Source organism: Acidovorax sp. SUPP2539 (genome assembly GCF_030158975.1).
Taxonomy (GTDB): domain Bacteria; phylum Pseudomonadota; class Gammaproteobacteria; order Burkholderiales; family Burkholderiaceae_C; genus Paracidovorax.
In genome coordinates, this window is the sequence record NZ_BQXJ01000003.1 from 101659 (window position 1) to 118107 (window position 16449).

The 16449-nt window shown below is 69.0% G+C and carries 18 protein-coding genes; 6 read left to right on the forward strand and 12 right to left on the reverse strand.

What is annotated here, in order from left to right; all coding sequences use genetic code 11:
• Positions 1–3: 3 nt before the first annotated feature.
• From gspN to gspG, 8 genes are all read right to left on the reverse strand, one after another.
• The gene (gene gspN, locus AVTE2539_RS11770; protein WP_284396420.1) at positions 4–831 is read right to left on the reverse strand and encodes a type II secretion system protein N; all 828 of its coding nucleotides are present in this window, start codon (positions 829–831) and stop codon (positions 4–6) included.
• Between the two features lie 53 nt (positions 832–884).
• Complete coding sequence (locus AVTE2539_RS11775; RefSeq protein WP_284410846.1) at positions 885–1475, reverse strand: type II secretion system protein M; 591 nt, start codon at positions 1473–1475, stop codon at positions 885–887.
• Positions 1472–2716: a type II secretion system protein GspL gene (gene gspL / locus AVTE2539_RS11780; RefSeq protein WP_284410848.1), complete on the reverse strand. Its 1245-nt coding sequence runs from the start codon at positions 2714–2716 to the stop codon at positions 1472–1474. The genes AVTE2539_RS11775 and gspL overlap by 4 nt, the downstream gene beginning before the upstream one ends.
• 56 nt (positions 2717–2772) lie before the next feature.
• A complete protein-coding gene (gene gspK, locus AVTE2539_RS11785) occupies positions 2773–3771 on the reverse strand; it encodes a type II secretion system minor pseudopilin GspK (protein ID WP_284410851.1) in 999 nt (332 codons plus the stop codon).
• Positions 3768–4454, reverse strand: a complete 687-nt coding sequence (locus AVTE2539_RS11790) for a PulJ/GspJ family protein (protein WP_284410853.1) — start codon at positions 4452–4454, stop codon at positions 3768–3770. The genes gspK and AVTE2539_RS11790 overlap by 4 nt, the downstream gene beginning before the upstream one ends.
• Position 4455: 1 nt before the next feature.
• Positions 4456–4830: a type II secretion system minor pseudopilin GspI gene (gspI, locus tag AVTE2539_RS11795; RefSeq protein WP_284410855.1), complete on the reverse strand. Its 375-nt coding sequence runs from the start codon at positions 4828–4830 to the stop codon at positions 4456–4458.
• Positions 4827–5264: a prepilin-type N-terminal cleavage/methylation domain-containing protein gene (locus AVTE2539_RS11800; protein ID WP_284396432.1), complete on the reverse strand. Its 438-nt coding sequence runs from the start codon at positions 5262–5264 to the stop codon at positions 4827–4829. The genes gspI and AVTE2539_RS11800 overlap by 4 nt, the downstream gene beginning before the upstream one ends.
• 81 nt (positions 5265–5345) lie before the next feature.
• The gene (gspG, locus tag AVTE2539_RS11805; protein ID WP_284396434.1) at positions 5346–5798 is read right to left on the reverse strand and encodes a type II secretion system major pseudopilin GspG; all 453 of its coding nucleotides are present in this window, start codon (positions 5796–5798) and stop codon (positions 5346–5348) included.
• A 47-nt stretch (positions 5799–5845) separates the two neighbouring features.
• Here gspG and AVTE2539_RS11810 point away from each other — a divergent pair, with 47 nt between their 5' ends.
• The gene (locus tag AVTE2539_RS11810) at positions 5846–6289 is read left to right on the forward strand and encodes a general secretion pathway protein C (RefSeq protein WP_284396437.1); all 444 of its coding nucleotides are present in this window, start codon (positions 5846–5848) and stop codon (positions 6287–6289) included.
• 84 nt (positions 6290–6373) lie between these two features.
• On the opposite strand, the gene AVTE2539_RS11815 is transcribed toward AVTE2539_RS11810, so the two are convergent.
• From AVTE2539_RS11815 to ilvA, 3 genes are all read right to left on the reverse strand, one after another.
• Positions 6374–6958 (reverse strand): histidine phosphatase family protein, encoded by a 585-nt coding sequence (locus AVTE2539_RS11815; RefSeq protein ID WP_284410857.1) that lies wholly within the window; start codon positions 6956–6958, stop codon positions 6374–6376.
• The gene (gene cobS, locus AVTE2539_RS11820; RefSeq protein ID WP_284410860.1) at positions 6955–7767 is read right to left on the reverse strand and encodes an adenosylcobinamide-GDP ribazoletransferase; all 813 of its coding nucleotides are present in this window, start codon (positions 7765–7767) and stop codon (positions 6955–6957) included. Before cobS ends, AVTE2539_RS11815 begins: the two co-directional genes overlap by 4 nt.
• Positions 7768–7845: 78 nt before the next feature.
• Positions 7846–9411, reverse strand: a complete 1566-nt coding sequence (gene ilvA / locus AVTE2539_RS11825; RefSeq protein ID WP_272567449.1) for a threonine ammonia-lyase, biosynthetic — start codon at positions 9409–9411, stop codon at positions 7846–7848.
• Positions 9412–9715: 304 nt separating this feature from the next.
• Here ilvA and AVTE2539_RS11830 point away from each other — a divergent pair, with 304 nt between their 5' ends.
• Positions 9716–10165 (forward strand): OsmC family protein, encoded by a 450-nt coding sequence (locus AVTE2539_RS11830; RefSeq protein ID WP_284405051.1) that lies wholly within the window; start codon positions 9716–9718, stop codon positions 10163–10165.
• A gap of 49 nt (positions 10166–10214) precedes the next feature.
• Here the strand turns inward: AVTE2539_RS11830 and coq7 are convergent, their stop codons facing one another.
• Positions 10215–10832 carry a 2-polyprenyl-3-methyl-6-methoxy-1,4-benzoquinone monooxygenase gene (gene coq7 / locus AVTE2539_RS11835; protein WP_284410863.1) on the reverse strand — a complete coding sequence of 206 codons (618 nt, stop codon included), beginning with the start codon at positions 10830–10832 and terminating at the stop codon, positions 10215–10217.
• A 305-nt stretch (positions 10833–11137) separates the two neighbouring features.
• On the opposite strand from coq7, the gene AVTE2539_RS11840 reads away from it, so the two are divergent.
• From AVTE2539_RS11840 to AVTE2539_RS11855, 4 genes are all read left to right on the forward strand, one after another.
• Positions 11138–12172 (forward strand): porin, encoded by a 1035-nt coding sequence (locus AVTE2539_RS11840; protein WP_284396449.1) that lies wholly within the window; start codon positions 11138–11140, stop codon positions 12170–12172.
• A 208-nt stretch (positions 12173–12380) separates the two neighbouring features.
• The gene (locus tag AVTE2539_RS11845; RefSeq protein WP_284396452.1) at positions 12381–13502 is read left to right on the forward strand and encodes a porin; all 1122 of its coding nucleotides are present in this window, start codon (positions 12381–12383) and stop codon (positions 13500–13502) included.
• A 262-nt stretch (positions 13503–13764) separates the two neighbouring features.
• Positions 13765–15345 (forward strand): ABC transporter substrate-binding protein, encoded by a 1581-nt coding sequence (locus AVTE2539_RS11850; protein ID WP_284410864.1) that lies wholly within the window; start codon positions 13765–13767, stop codon positions 15343–15345.
• Positions 15346–15466: 121 nt separating this feature from the next.
• A complete protein-coding gene (locus AVTE2539_RS11855) occupies positions 15467–16447 on the forward strand; it encodes an ABC transporter permease (protein WP_272567456.1) in 981 nt (326 codons plus the stop codon).
• Positions 16448–16449: the final 2 nt, after the last annotated feature.

Sequence of the window (16449 nt, forward strand, 5' to 3'; positions counted from 1 at the left end):
GGGTCAACCCACGGTGATGATGGAGCGCGCGCCGGTGCGCCGCCCGATGATATTGAGGAGATTGGCCAGCGCGCCCTCGCGCTCGGGCGCCGCGGTGGCCTCGCCGGTGAAGCGCAGGCGCTGGCCCACCCACTGGCCGCTGCCGGACAGGCGCAGCGCGCCGTCGAGCGTGGACAGCGCCAGGGTGGGCGCCTGCCCGCCCTGCAGCACCAGCCGGTAGCTGCCCATGGGGCGCAGCGTGGACAGGCGCGAGGACATGTCCAGCGCATCGACCTGCGCCTGCCCGTCCACCACGAGGCGGCCGGCGGACCAGTCGAACGAAAGGCTCTGCGTGCCCAGGGCCAGCTGGCCCTGCGGCTGCAGCGTGTTCCAGGGCGTGCCCAGGCCGGCCAGCACGGCGGCCGGCCACTGGCTGCGGCCGTCGGCCACGGTCACGCGGGCACCGCCCCAGTGCGGGCGCAGCCGCAGCTGCACCGGCTGGGGCGTGCAGCAATCGGCCCGCAGTTCGGCGCGGGCGCCGTCCCACGCCGGGCGCAGGCGCCACTGCAGGCGCCCGGGCAGGGCGGCCTGGTCCTGGCTGCCGCGGCCGCCGGTGAGCACCATCTGGGCCGAGCCGGTCCACACCGTGCCGCGCGCCTGCGCCAGCCGCACCTGCCCGCCGCTGGCCTGCTCCACGGCGCTGGCCAGCCACTGCGCGGGAGCGAAGACCAGCAGCGCCGGCAATGCGCCCAGCAGCACGCCGGCCAGCGCCCAGCCGCGCGGCGAGCGCGGCACGGCGGAGCCGGCGAATGGAGGGCGGGGGGCGGTGCTGCGGGACACGGTGGCGTTCAAGAAGGGGGCTCGGGGAAGGGTTGGGCGAGAGGGGGATGGCAAGGACCAGCGGATCAGCCCGGCGGCAGGGCCAGCACCAGGGTGCCGTCCCAGCGCGGCATGTCGGGCGCCGCAGGCTGGTTGGACAGGGCCGCGGGCGGCTTTCCGGCCGGCGTGGGGCCGACCACGGCCGTGCTGCTGCGCGCCAGGCGCGCCTCGATGGGCACGGTGCGGGCATTGCTGCGCGCCTGCGAAAGCCACAGGGCCAGCGCATCGGCAGGCGCCCCTTTGAGCGTGACGGTGGCGCGGTCGCCCAGCACCGCCATCTGCGCGGTGGTGCCCAGGCGCTGCGTGAGCGAGCTGCGCAGCACCTGGGCGGTGTCGCCCAGCGGCGCACGCGGCGCGCTCTGCAGCTGCAGGGCCTCGGCCTGCAGCGACTGCATGTGCTGCAGCTGCGCATCCAGTTCGGCATGGCGGGCGGGCGCGCTGCGCAGGGTCTGCAGTGCGGGCGCGACCGCCACCCACCACAGCAGCGCGGCGGCGACCAGGCCGCCGGCGGCCAGCACCAGCGACTGCTCGCGCGGGGCCAGGGCCTTCCAGCGCGCCTTGAGGGGCGTGACGGCGCTGGAGGGCGAAGAGGGGGCGGCGGGTGCGGGGCGCTTCATGGCTGGCCTCCGGTGCGCAGCAGCCACTGGCCGTCCTGCATGCGGGAGGAATACCCGGCGGCGGACAGCCGCTGGTTGGCGCTGGCCAGCGCCTCGGCGGGCAGCTCGAGCCCGCGCAGGCGCAGGTCGCCCGCGCTGTAGTCGAGCGCGGTGGGCAACTGGCCCGGCGGCAGCGCGGCGCCCGCGGCGGCCAGCATGGGTTCGAGGTCGCGCGGCGAGACGCTGCCGGCGGCTTGGCGCAACTGGGCGAGTTCGCGCTCCATCTGCACGGGCGCATCGACCACCACCTTCACCTGGGGAAAGGTCTGCGTGAGCGCGGCGCGCACGCCGGCCTGCTTGGCCTCCAGTGCCTGGCGTTCCTGCCAGGCCCAGGCATTGAGGCCCACGAGCTGCGTGGCCACCAGCAGCCCGAGGGCCCAGCGCGCGGCGCGCCATTGCGGCGCGCGCGCGAAGGTGCCGAGCGTGCTGCCGGCCTTGCGCAGCGCGCGGGTGCGGCCGCTGCTGGCCAGGTCGAACTGCGCCAGGTCCCAGTCGCCGCGGGCGGCGTCCAGGGCGCGCTGGCTGGCGGTGTAGAGCACGGCGGGGCGGCCCAGCATCTGCTCGGCGAGCGCGGCCACGGCGGGTTCGGCGCGCACGGCGGGGGGCTGTCCCCCCGCATCCGCACCGGCCATCGCGCCCGTGAGCTGCAGGGCCATGGGCGACAGCGGCAGCACCGCCACGGCCTGATCGGGGCCCTGCGCGGTGGCCACCAGATGGGCGTCTTCGGGCGTGCCCAGGGCGAAGTGGTCGGGCGCTCCGCTGGCGGTGGGGCCGGGCGCGAACTCGGGCACCACCCGCTGCACCGGGCGGCCGGCCGCCTCCAGGGCCTGCAGCGCGGCGCGCAGCCAGGCCCGGTCGCACACCGCGACCCAGGCGGGCGCGCCGGGGCGGGCCCCGGGCTCCAGCGCGAAATGCAGTGCGGCGGGATCGTCCAGCAGGCGCTCTTCGAGCAGCCCTTCGAGCACGGCGCGCAGGCGCGGCGCCTGCGTGCCGGCACCGGGCGGCAGGGTGACGCGCTGCCACGACAGGGCGCGGGCCGGCACCACGGCCACCACCTCGCCGGCGCGGCCCGGGTCGGGCAGCAGCGCGGCGGGCGCGTTCGCGTGTCGTGTGGCGGTGTGGCCGTCGGTGGTCAGCGTGTAGCCGTACTCGGTGGCCGGCCCCGGGTGGCCCGGGGGCAAGGAAAGGATGAGGGTGCTCATGGATGGGTTTCGCGGGCCATTTTAGGGGCGTGGCATGACGGATCGCGCGGCCGGGGTCAGCGGGTGGCCGTGGCGGCGTCGTTGCGCGCGAAGACCCCGCGTTCGCGCCACAGCGTGCGGGCTTCGCGGCCGGCCTTGTAGACCAGGGAGCGTTCCTGCACCACGGTGCTTCCCAGCCGCAGCCGGCCAAGCACTTCGTAGTACGACGAGGAGACGGTGTGCGTGGTGGTGTCCATCTGCGCCGAGCCGCTCAGCAGCTTGCGTGCGTCTTCCTCGTTGCGAAAGTGCCGGGCCTCGCGCGCCTGCACCAGTTGCTGCGCGCCGGCCATGTCCAGCCCCTCGATGCTGGCCTGCAGCACCTGGGCGCTGGCCGTGTTCAGGTTCACCCGCGTGCTGCGCGGCAGCACGGTGGCGTAGGGCTCCAGCGCCGCGATGGTGGCGGCGTCCACTCCCAGCCAGGACAGCTGCGACAAAGTGCGCGGCATCAGGGGCGCGTTGCCCGCATCGCCGCCCGTGGCCTTGGCCTGGCGCAACCCGTCGGCCAGCAGGTTCAGCTGCTGGCGCGGCAGGCCGAGCTGCTCGAAAAGGCGGGTGAACTGGCGCAGGGGGATCTCCTGCACCGCATTGCCGTCCACCAGGTTGAAGAGGTTCAGGCGCGACTGCAGGTCGATGATCCGGCCGGACAGAAAGGCATCGGCCGTGTCGGTGCTCGCATCCTCGGGCTGGCTCACGTTGCGGTCCGCCGCGAGGAAGGTGGACAGGCGCGCTTCTTCCAGCGGCACCGCCCAGGGCTCGGCCAGGTGGTCGGTGCCGTCGCTGTCGCGCGCGGCGGCGTCCTCGCGCAGGATGAGCCGCGACCAGTCGAGCGCGCCGGCCAGGATCCACGCCGACTGCGCGCGTGCGCGCTCGGCGGTCTCCACCTCGACCGCGCGCCACTGCTGCCACATGGCTGCGGCCGCGAACGTGGCCACCAGCGTCACCGTGAGCATGGCGGCCAGCAGCGCCGCGCCGCGTGCGGCGGGGCGGCGGGGGGGCGTGCGGCGGGCGCGGGTCATGTCTTGCCTCCGCCGTTCACCGGGTTGACCCAGTCGCGGGTGAGCGTGCCCGCCAGCGCGCGGCCGGGTGGCAGCGTCAACTGCAGGCGCACGCCTTCGGGGATGTTGGTGGCGGCCGTCGGGCCCTGCGATTGCGGCAGGTTGGCGGTCGTCTCGCTGCTGGACAGGGCGTTGTACCAGGCGCCGTCGCGGTAGTAATAGATCTGCCAGTTCACCAGCGGCATGAGCACGGTCTCGGCGCGCCGCTCGGCCTCGCCCGGCGTGCGGGCCCACTGCGCCGCGCGCTGCCAGGCCTCGCGCCATTGCGCCCGCGTGCGCACCGGCGGCGACTGCCAGCGCAGCCACTGGTCGATGCCGTTCACGTTGCGCCGGGTCCAGGCCACGACCACCGGGCCTTCGTCGGGCTCGGCGCTGCTGCGGCGCGTCATGCGCAGCACCTGGCCATCCCAGTCGAGCGGCTCGGTCTGGTCGATGGCCTGCAGCGCATCCAGGTCGGTGCCCCACTGGGCGAGCGCCGCCTGGATGACGAGCAGGCCGTCGGCCCGCTCCCGCGTCTGCTCCTGCGCGCGCACCATGCCGTCGAGCCCGCGCCAGCTCATGATCGCCAGGATCGCCATGATGGCGATGGCCACGAGCAGCTCGATCAGCGTGAAGCCGCGCGAAAGCCGGTTCGGGCGGTGCATGTCAGTACCTCCCCACGATGGTGGACAGGCGCAGCACGGAGTTCTGCCCGTCGGACACCTGGGCATCGACCCGGCGGAACTGCGGGTTGGGCGTGGGCCGCACGACCAGCGTGACGTCGTAGCGGCGCCCGGCCTGCTCGCAGGCCAGCGTGCTGTCGCCGATGGCCGGCATCTGGCGCGACAGGCGCACCTTCACGAGTTCGTTCTCGGCGCACAGGTGGGCGAGCAGCACGTCGGTCTGCCGCGCGGCATTGCGCGTGAGGGCCGACGTGGCCTGCAGCCCCGCCATGAGCGCGATCGCCACGATGGCCAGCGCCACCATCACCTCGACCAGCGTGAAGCCGCGCTCGCGCGGCCCGCCGGGGCGGCCGGTCATGGCGCGGGCTCCACGGCGAAGGGCCGCAGCCCGTCGGTGACCACGCGCACCGCGCGCCCCGGGTGGCCCTGGTTGGCCAGCACGACCTGCTGCGGGCCGATGAGCGGCTCCGGCCCGAGCTGCAGCAGGCCCGGCCCCAGCACCTGCGTGCCGGGGTCCAGCCAGGCGCCGGCCGACGGATTGCCCGGCAGCCCTTCGAAGCGAAAGCCGCCCGCGAACGCGCGCCAGCGCACGGTGGCGCCGGACGCCCGCGATTGCGCGCGTGCCGCCTCCAGCAGCGCCGAGAGCCGTTCGCCCTCGCGGTCCAGCAGCGTCTGGCCGTTGTCGCGCAGCGCAAAGCCCACGCCGGCCGTGGCCAGCGCGATGATCGAAACCACCACCAGCAGCTCGAACAGGGTGAAGCCCCGGGCGCGGCGGAAAGGATTCGGGGTCACAGGACGTCGATCGCCACAGGGGCGGGGGCCGGCGCGTTCATGCGGGCGGCGGCCGCAAGCCGGGGCCCCGTGGCGCGGCCGTCACTGCCAGCTGCCGATGTCCGCATCCTTGCCCTCGCCGCCGGACTGGCCATCGGCCCCGAACGACATCACATCGACCTCGCCCTTGATGCCGGGGCTGAGGTACTGGTAGGGGCGGCCCCAGGGGTCGTTGGGCAGCTTCTCGAGGTAGGGGCGCCAGTTGCCGGGCGCGGGGCCCGAGGTGGGCTTGGCAATGAGCGCCTGCAGGCCCTGCTCGGCCGTGGGATAGCGCTGGTTGTCCAGCCGGTACAGCTTCAGGGCCTGCACGATGTTGGTGATGTCGGTGCGCGCCGCCGTGCTGCGGGCATCGTCGGCGCGGTCGAGCACGTTGGGCACGATCAGCGCGGCGAGCACGCCGATGATCACCAGCACCACCATCAGTTCGATCAGGGTGAAACCGGCCGCCAGGCGGCGGCGTGCGGTGCGGGCAAGGGAGAAAGCGTGTGAATTCACTGAGGGGCGACTCGGATAGGGCAGATGCGGTCAATCATAATCGTGCGATGGTGACAAACACATACGGCAGGTGGGGCGTGCGCCTGGGCACGATGGCCCTGTGGGCATTGGCGGGCGCCAGCGTGGTCTATTGGGGCCTGCGCCTCTCGGCCCGGCCGGCAGGCCCGGGCGTGGCGGCGGCAGCGCCCGCGCCCCTGGCCCCCGATGCCCAGGCCTTGGCGCGGCTGCTCGGGGCAGGGCCCGCCGCGCCGTCGGCGCCGGCAGTGCGCGAACCCAGCCGGTTCGCGCTGGTGGGCGTGCTCGCGGGCACGTCCAGCGGTGGCGGCGCGGCCTTGATCGCCGTGGACAACCAGCCGGCCAAGCCGTTTCGCGTCGGGGCCACGGTGGCCGAAGGGCTGGTGCTGCAGGCCCTGGGCCGCCGCCAGGCGCGGCTGGGGCCGTCGCACGACGGCGCGGCCACGGTCACGCTGGAAATTCCGGACAAGCGGTAGCGGTTCGGGGGCCGCACGCGGGGTGTGCAGCACAAAGAAAGACACCTGTTTCAGGTGGGGCGAAAGCCGCTGTCTCCGACGCGTTCAGTGCGTTGGCGCGTCCAGCGGCACCGTGGTCCATTCCCCATAGGCCGGTGCGGCCACCGGCCATTCGTCGGCCCGCGGCAGGCGCCCGGGCCGGGCCTGCAGCCACTGCACGCAGCGCGCTACTCCCGCATGGGTGATCCACAGCACATCGCCACCCCGGTCGTGGGACAACTGGCGTGCCTCCGCCAGCGCTGCCTCCACGCGCAGCAGCATCGCGGCCAGGCTGTCGCCGCCGCTGGCGCGGGGGGCGCCGAAATCCGACGTCCACGCATCGATGTCGGCCCGGGCAATGGCGTCCCAGGCGCGGCCTTCCCAGGTGCCGAAATCCATCTCGGCGAGGCGGGCGTCGGGCTCGCTGGCCGAATCGGCCTTCAGCGCCATCAGGGCCTGCACAAGCTGCTCACATCTTTGTAGCGGCGAGTGGCGCATGTCCGCGAGCGTGCCGGGCAGCGCGCGGGCCAGCCGGCGGGCGGCATCGGCCGTCGCGGCAGGGTCGGCGGGTACGTCGAGCGCGCCGTAGCACACGCCCGGCGCCACGAGCGGCAGCGCATGCCGCACCAGCCACAGGCGCCGCTGCGTCACCGCAGGCCAGGCCCCAGCGCGATGGCGGTGGCCAGGTAGATGGCGATTTCGCCGATCTGCTGCGTGGCCCCCAGGCAGTCGCCCGTGAAGCCGCCCAGCCGCCGCGCGAACCAGCGGCGCATGCACAGCGCTGCCAGGGCGCTGGCCGCGAGGGACGCTATCCAGACAGCAATGCCCAGCGCATAGCCCATCAGCGCCAGAGGCCCGATCGACCACAAGAATGCGGTGGCCAGCGCGCGCCCGCTGATCTGGTCCGCCAGCGGCTTGCTCTTGGAGGTGGCCGTGTCGCCCACATGGGCCAGGGTGCGCACCAGCACCAGGGGCCAAAAGCGCGACAGCACATGGGCTGCGGCCAGCGCCGGCAGCACCACGCCCAGGCCACCGGCGCCCAAGAGCGCCAGCAAGGCCAGCTTGGCGGTCAGCGCCAGCACCAGCGCCATGGCCCCGAAGGCGCCGATGCGCGAGTCCTTCATGATCTCCAGCGCCCGCTCGCGCTGCAGGCTGCCGCCCAGGCCATCGGCCACGTCGGCTAGGCCGTCTTCGTGGAACCCCCCCGTGACCAGCACGGTGGCCACGGTGCTGAACACCGCGCACACCCAGGGCGCGGCGGGCTGGGGTCCCAGCGCCCACGCGAGCGCGGCGTGCACCGCCACAGCGACCGCCGCCACCAGCCAGCCCACGCCCGGCAGGTGTCCGGCGCTCGCGCGCAGCAGGGCAGGGCTGTAGCCTACCCAGGCCGCGGTCCGGCCGGTGACGGGAATCCGGGTGAAGAACTGCACGGCCAGCAGATAGTGGCGAAGCGCCTGCATGCTTTTTGCTATCAAATAAATAGCTATATGCCCTAGTGCTAATTGTGCTGGAGGCCTTTTTGGCGCCAAGCCTTCGGGCTAGGCGCGCCCGGCCTGCAGGAACAGCTGGTAGGCCGGGTTCAGCGTTTCTTCCACATAGGGATAGCCCAGTGTGGCCAGGAAAGCGTCGAACGCCGCCGCATCGCCCGGCGGCACCTGCATGCCCACCAGAATGCGCCCGTAGTCGGCGCCCTGGTTGCGGTAGTGGAACAGGCTGATGTTCCAGCTCGGCTGCATCAGGCTCAGGAACTTGAACAGCGCCCCCGGCCGCTCGGGGAAGACGAAGCGCAGCAGCCGCTCTTCCTGCGCGAGCGCCGAGCGGCCGCCCACCAGGTGGCGCAGGTGCTCCTTGGCCAGTTCGTCGTGCGTGAGGTCGAGCGCCTCGAATCCGTGGCGCTGGAAGTTGCGGGCGATCTTTTCCGACTCGCCCTTGCCGTGCGTGGTCAGGCCCACGAACACGTGGGCGCGCGCGGCGTCGCTGATGCGGTAGTTGAACTCGGTCACGTTGCGCGGGCCGCCGGGCAGTTCCCCCACCACCTCGCAGAACCGCTTGAAGCTGCCGCGCTCCTCGGGAATGGTGACCGCCAGCAGGGCTTCGCGTTCCTCGCCCACCTCGGCGCGCTCTGCCACGAAGCGCAGGCGGTCGAAATTCATGTTGGCGCCGCACAGGATGGCCGCGTAGGTCTCGCCCCGCGTCTTGTGCGTATCGACATATTGCTTGATGGCGGCCACGGCCAGGGCGCCGGCCGGCTCCACGATGCTGCGCGTGTCCACGAAGATGTCCTTGATCGCGGCGCACACGGCGTCGGTGTCCACGGTCATGAACTCGTCCACCAGGCCCTGGGCCACGCGGAAGGTCTCCTCGCCCACCAGCTTGACGGCCGTGCCGTCGGAGAACAGGCCCACGTCGGCCAGCGTAACGCGGCTGCCGGACGCCACGGACTGCGCCATGGCGTCGGAATCGTTCATCTGCACGCCGATCACGCGGATCTCGGGGCGCACCGCCTTGATGTAGTTGGCCACGCCGCTCACCAGCCCGCCGCCGCCGATGGCGACGAACACCGCATCGAGCCGGTTGCTGCCCAGGCTCTGCAGCTGGCGCAGGATTTCCATGGCGATCGTGCCCTGGCCGGCGATCACGTCGGGATCGTCGAAGGGGTGCACGAAGGTCAGGCCCTGGGCTGCCTGCAACTGGGCCGCGTGCTCGTAGGCGTCGGAATAGCTGTCGCCGTGCAGCACGACCTCGCCGCCCAGCGTCCGGACGGCATCCACCTTGAGCTGGGGCGTGGTCGTCGGCATGACGACGACGGCGCGGGTCCCCAGCTTGTGCGCGCTCATCGCCACGCCCTGCGCGTGGTTGCCAGCCGAGGCGCAGATCACGCCCTTTTGCAACTGCTCGGGCGACAGGTGCGCCATCTTGTTATAGGCGCCCCGTAGCTTGAAGCTGAACACCGGCTGCTGGTCCTCGCGCTTGAGCAGCACTTGGTTGTGGAGCCGGCGGCTCAGCGCCTTGGCGGGCTCCAGGGCCGATTCGACCGCCACGTCGTAGACGCGGGCCGTGAGGATCTTCTTTAGGTAGTCCAGGGGCGTGAGGTGCTGGGTCATGTCGTGCGGATCGTTGCCGCGCCGGTCGCGGGCAGGGCCGCCATCATAGGCGGTGGCCCGACGCTGCTGCCGTCGTGCGCTGGGCAAAAAAAACGGCCCCGGACTGTGAAGTCCGGGGCCGAATCCATCCTTTGAGGAGATGGAGGAGACAATGGGTGCGAACAAGCCGTTTGGGCTTGCTGTCCACCCTTTCGGGCAACGCATGGTGCGAAGTGTAGCCCAAACCATGCTGCGTTGCAGCAAAATTGACGGACCATCTGGGGATGGAAATGCCGTTTCGCTTTTTTTGATGGAGAAAAACAACATGGAATGCACAGTCACCTGGACGGGCGCCACGGGCACTCGGTCCGGTATGGGATTCATCGCCGAAACCGGCAGCGGCCATGTCCTGGCCATGGACGGCGCGCCCGATGCTGCCAACCCCGCCAACGGAGGGCAGAACCTGGCGCCGCGCCCCATGGAGACAGTCCTGGCCGGCACGGGGGGATGCACGGCCTACGACGTCGTGCTGATTCTCAAGCGCGGCCGGCACGACGTGCGCGGCTGCAGCGTCAAGCTCACCTCCGAACGCGCGCCGGTCGATCCCAAGGTGTTCACCCGCATCCACATGCAATTCACCGTGACGGGCAAGGCGCTGCCTGCGTCGGCGGTCGAGCGTGCGATCGCCATGAGCCACGAAAAATACTGTTCCGCCAGCATCATGCTGGGCAAGATGGCGGAGATCACCACGGGCTTCGACATCGTCGAGGGGTGATCGGCCTGGCGGCGCTTTGACGGCCGCCGCCGCTCCGGAGGGCCTTTGCTCAGATGCGGTGCGCCACCGTGGTCATGCATTTGGCGGCGGCTTTCATCAGCAGGCGCACCGGGGCAGGCAACTCCTGGCCACCTGCGGCCAGGGCACCGCTCGCGTGCCGCTCTTCATCGCTCTTCATGCGTGCCACGACCGAGCGGGACGCCAGGTCCTGTGCCGGCAAGCGCTCCAGATGGCTTTGCAGATGCTGCGCCACCTGCCGCTCGGTTTCCACAACGAACCCCAGGCTCACCCGGTCGCTGACCTGGGCCGCGGTCCATCCGATGGCGAACGCCCCGGCGAACCAGAGCGGATTGAGCAGGCTGGGCCGGTCGCCCAGGGCGTCGAGCCGCTCGCGGGTCCAGGCGAGGTGATCCGTTTCCTCCCGCGCCGCCTCCAGCAGGTGGGCGCGCAGGTGCGCATCCCGCGTCACGGCGGCCTGGCCGGTGTAGAGTGCCTGGGCACACACTTCGCCCACGTGGTTCACCCGCATGAGCGCGCCCGCCAGGCGTTTTTCCGCGGGCGAGAGATTGCCTTCAGAATGGGCGCGGGCCGGTGACGGCTCCCCGGCTCGGGGCTTGGCGAAGAGGGTGCGCAGTGCGGTATCGACCGCCGTCAGAAGTGGATCCATGGAAAAATCGGGTGGAGTTCGAAAGCGCTACAGAATTTTCGAATGGATACAAAAATGCGAGCATCCTTTGCCCGCTGGGCGCCGCGATAAGTCAGTTCCGTGACGCCCCAAGGGTTGTTGCAACACAGCAACGATTTGGGCCTTTCGGTGCAATTGTGAGGGAATTCCTTTGCGAAACGGACGTGGCTCTGTTGCAATAAGGACAACTTCCCCACCAGGAGGTTGGCCCGGGGATCCGGCGGACTGCGCTTGTGCATCTCAGCCCCCCGAACCGGCGCCCTCGTTTAACCTTGGAGTAACTCGCAATGAAAAAATCCCTGATTGCCCTGGCTGTGCTGGCTGCTTCCGGCGCTGCAATGGCTCAATCTTCCGTCACGATGTTCGGTATCGTTGATGCAGGCGTTGGCCGCATCTCCGCCGACAATTCCGTGACCGGCGTGTACAACAGCGGCAATGCAACCAGCCGTCTGGGTTTCCGCGGCGTTGAAGACCTCGGTGGCGGTCTGAAGGCTGGTTTCTGGCTCGAAGGCGCTATCCAGAACGACACCGGCACCGGTGCTGGCGGCGGCGCTACGGGTCCTGGCTTCGAATTCAAGCGCCGTTCCACGGTGAGCCTGATGGGCAACTTCGGTGAAGTTCGTCTGGGTCGTGAACTGACGGCTGGCTACGACAAGCCCAGCTCGTACGATCCGTTCGGCCAAGTCGGCGTGGGTAACTTCCTGGGCTTCGGCATCGGCGGTCAACCTTTCCGTATCGGCAACGGCGTGAGCTACCGCACCCCTGGCAACCTGGGTGGCTTCTTCGGTACCGTGCACTACGCTTTCGGCGAAACGCCTTCCAACGCTGCCTACGACAAGGCTGGCAACTACCTCGGCCTGGCCGGCGGCTACGAAAACGGTCCTCTGAGCGTGACCCTGGCAGCTGACAAGCTGCGCGGCGCTACGGCTCCCCAAGACGTGACCACGTACTCCATCGCTGGTTCGTACGACCTGGGCGTCGTGAAGCCAATCTTCATCTGGCACCAAGAAAAGAACAACGCTGCTGTGCAAACGAAGTACAGCACGTACCTGATCGGCCTGACCGCTCCTGTCGGTCCTGGCACGGTGAAGGCTTCGTTCGCGAACCTGGACCTGAAGAACAGCAGCGCCGACTCCCGCGTGCTGGCTCTGGGCTACGTGTATGACCTGTCCAAGCGCACCGCTGTGTACGGCACGATCGCTCACATGCAAAACAAGGGCGGCGCAACGCGCGTTCTGGCCAGCAACGGCCTGACCGGCGCTACCGCTCTGCCTGGCGAGAACGTCAACGGCTACCAAGTTGGTATCCGTCACTCCTTCTAATAGGGCGCTGACGCAAGTCAGCGGTTCTTGAGAAGAAAAAAGCCGCCGACCTTCGGGTCGGCGGCTTTTTGCATTGGTGTCCCCTGTGTCGCGTATGTAACAAAAAACTAGGGAAAACGCCTGTGGGTATGCTGCCATACGGTCTGTTCTGCAAAAACCGGGATTTCTAAAATGAATTTCCCTTATTCCAAGCAGAAAGAGACAACACATGCGTACTTCGTTTGTGACAAAAACCATCGCTGCCGCGGCGCTGGGTGTGGCCTCGCCATTGCTTTTCGCTCAGGCCAATACCAGTAGCGTGCAGCTGTACGGTATTGTGGATATGGCATATCGCCACACGAACAACGAAGGCCCGGCCGGCAGTCCCGGGGGCTCGCTGAACCAGATGGTGGGCGGCGGCATGTCTCAAAGTCGTTGGGGCATCAATGTGACCGAGGACCTGGGCGGTGGCCTGAAGGCTTTGGTCAATCTGGAAAACCGATTCGGGGCAGACACGGGAACCCCGGCGACGCCCTATTTCCAGCAGTCCTGGGTGGGCGTGCAGGGAGGCTTCGGACGGCTGACCATGGGCCGCCAGTACAACATCCTGTTCGACCTGGTCACGAGCACCTACGCCTCCTATCCCTATTCCCCCTACATGGACGTGTACAAGCCGGAAATCGGCTTCGCACTGGGCGCGCGGGCCGACAACATGCTCAAGTACATGGCCGAGGTCGGTCCATGGCGGGGCGCATTGCAGTATTCGTTCGATGAGAAGAGCCCCACCGGCGGCAAGACGGCCGGGGGCTATCTGCGCTATGCATCGGGCGGCTTGGCCGCTGGCCTGGGTTACCAGAACTACGAGTTCGCCTCGGGCAAAAAAGTTGATGCCTGGACGGTCGGTGGTTCCTACCGCATGGGCGATTGGTACTTCAATGCGGGCTACGGGCAGAACAAGGTGGATGACGGTCTCACGGCGGTCGACCGGGCCGTGCTGGGCGCCATGTGGCAGGGCACGATCAACGGCGGCTTCGGCGGGCCGGCCTTCCTGGCTGCCAACAAGCGCACCATCTACAAAGTCGGTGCGGGTTATCAGATCACGCCCCAGTTGAACATCGGCGCGCACTACTTCCGTGCCGACCAGAAGGGCAACACGGCGGCGGCCAAGGGCAAGGCGGACTTCTTCACGATGGCCTTCGACTACGCGTTCTCCAAGCGCACCGACGCGTACCTCGAACTCGACCACACCAAGCTCAAGGGTGACCAGATCAGCCTGAGCAACGCGGCGGGCCAGGTCAATGGCGCCAAGAGCCGCACGGGCTACACGATCGGCCTGCGTCACCGCTTCTGACGTGCCCTGGCTGCGCCCCGGGGCGCAGCCGATCATCGATGCGAACGTCAGCCTCTTCGAAAGGGGCTGTCTGCACTGAGTGCTCACGAAGGGCCGGGTGGTCCGCCAGCGCCGATCTGCGCATGGCGGGGACTGGCACCTTCCTTGCATGGGTTTCCCGCTCATGCCAGATCCTGGGCCGGCCAGACCCCGGCTTCCAGCGACCTTCCGCATTCCTCAAAAAGGAATGCGGCATGTTCCACGCTTTATCCAAGAGGGTTCCATGAAGCTCATCACTGCCATTGTTTCGGGCGCTGCCGCCTGTGCGATCCTCGCATCGCCCCTGGCCCACTCCAAGACGTTCAAATGGGCCAGCCAAGGCGAAATCTCCACCTGGGACATCCACTCGCAGAACAATGCCCTGCAGAACGGGCTGCACGCGAACGTGTACGAAACGCTGACGTACTACAACAGCCGCACCTTCGAGATCGAACCCGTGCTGGCGACTGCGTGGCGCGAGGTGAGCCCCACGCAGGTGCGCTTCACGCTGCGGCAGGGCGTCAAGTTCCATGACGGCTCGGCGTTCACGGCCGACGATGCGGTGTATTCGCTCTCCCGGGCCATGGCCAAGACCTCCAACTACACGCCGTTCGTACAAGGTTTCGACCGGATCGTGAAGGTCGATGCCCAGACGTTCGACATCTTCCTCAAGTCGCCCAATCCCGTGCTGCTGCGCCAGTTGACCGAGCTGCGCATCATGAGCAAGGCCTGGGCCGAAAAGAACAAGTCCGTGGAACCCAAGGACATCAAGGGCACCGACGAGAACTTCGCGCACCGCAATGCCATGGGCACGGGGCCGTACACCCTCGAGTCCTGGCAGCCGGACGTGCGCATGGTGTTCAAGCGCAACCCGAACTGGTGGGGCACGATGGAAGGCAACGTGACGGAGATCGTCTACACGCCCATCAAATCCGCCTCCACGCGCGTGGCTGCCTTGCTCTCCGGCGAGGTGGACATGGTGCTCGATCCCTCGCCGCAGGACCTGGCACGGCTGCGCTCCGGCGCCGACCTGAAGGTGGTCGATGGCGTGGAGAACCGCACCATCTTTCTCGGCATGGACCAGTTCCGCGATGAGTTGGTGGGCTCCAGCGTGAAGGGCAAGAACCCGTTCAAGGACGTGCGCGTGCGCCGCGCGCTCTACCAGGCCGTGGATGTGAACACGCTCACCCGCAGCATCATGCGCGGCCTGGGCAAACCGACCGGCACGCTGGTGGCGCCCCAGGTCGCGGGCTGGACCGAAGCGGTAGGCAAGCGCATGCCCTATGACGTCGAGGCCGCGAAGAAGCTCATGGCGGACGCCGGCTACGCCGATGGCTTCGAGGTGGACTTCGCTTGCCCCAACAACCGCTACATCAACGACGAGGCCATCTGCCAGGCCGTGACGGCGATGTGGGCGCGCATCGGCGTGAAAGCCAAGCTGCGCACGCTGCCGCAGGTGACGTACTTTCCGATGATCCAGCGCAGCGAAGCCAGCATCTACATGCTCGGCTGGGGCGTGCCGACGTTCGACGCGCTCTACAGCCTGCAGTCGCTGGTGCGCACCGTCGGCACGGGCGGCGACGGCAACTACAACGTGGGCCGCTACAGCAACGAGCGCATGGACTACCTCGTGGACCGCATCAAGGCGGAGACGGATGCACCGGTGCGCTCGCGCATGCTGACCGAGGCGCTGCAGCTGTCCAACGACACGGTTTCGCACATTCCGCTGTACGACCAGGTCATTCCCTGGGCGATGAAAAAGACGGTGGACGTGGTCCACCGTGCCGACAACCGCGTGGACATGCGCACGGTCAAGATCAATTGATGCACGCGATCCTGCCCAGGCCGACAACCCGGCCTGGACCTTGCCCAACTGCCGGCCGGGGGGTATTCGTGGCGATGGCCCATCCCCCTGCTAGCATGCCCGATTCACTCACGGTTCACTGATGCTTGCCTTTATTCTGCGACGCCTGATTCAGGCCGTCATCGTGATGATCGCGGTGGCCTTCATCTCCTTCATGCTGTTCCAGTACGTCGGAGATCCCGTCACCTTCCTGCTCGGCCAGGACGCCACGCCCGAGCAGATCCGTGAGCTGCGCGCGGCGCTCGGCCTGGACAAGCCTTTCATCGTGCAGTTCTGGCACTTTCTGGTGAACGCCGCGCAGGGCGAGTTCGGTCTCAGCCTGCGCCAGGGCGCGAAGGTGTCGCGGCTGATCGCCGAGCGCTTTCCCGCCACGCTGGAGCTGGCGCTCGTGGCCGCCGTGCTCGCGCTGCTGATCGGCGTGCCGATGGGCGTGTACGCCGCCTTGCGGCGCGGCAGCTTCGCGAGCCAGCTGTTCATGACGCTGTCCCTGCTCGGCGTGTCGCTGCCCACCTTCCTGATCGGCATCCTGCTGATCCTCGTGTTCGCCGTGCACCTGGGCTGGTTCCCGAGCTTCGGGCGGGGCCCCGTCACGCAATTGGGCTGGTGGAGCACCGGCCTGCTGACCCCCAAGGGCTGGCACCACATCACGCTGCCGGCGATCACGCTGGCGATCTTCCAGCTCACGCTGATCATGCGGCTCGTGCGCGCCGAGATGCTGGAGGTGCTGCGCACCGACTACATCAAGTTCGCCCGCGCGCGCGGCCTGTCCGACCGGGCGATCCACTTCGGCCATGCCCTCAAGAACACGCTGGTGCCGGTGATGACCATCACCGGCCTGCAGCTGGGCGGCCTCATCGCCTTCGCCATCATCACCGAGACGGTGTTCCAGTGGCCGGGCATGGGCCTGCTGTTCATCCAGGCGGTCACCTTCGCGGACATTCCGGTGATGGCGGCCTACCTGTGCCTGATCGCGCTGATCTTCGTGGTGATCAACCTCGTGGTCGATCTGCTGTATTTCGCCGTCGATCCGCGCCTGCGCGTGGGCAAGGCCGGAGGGCACTGAGA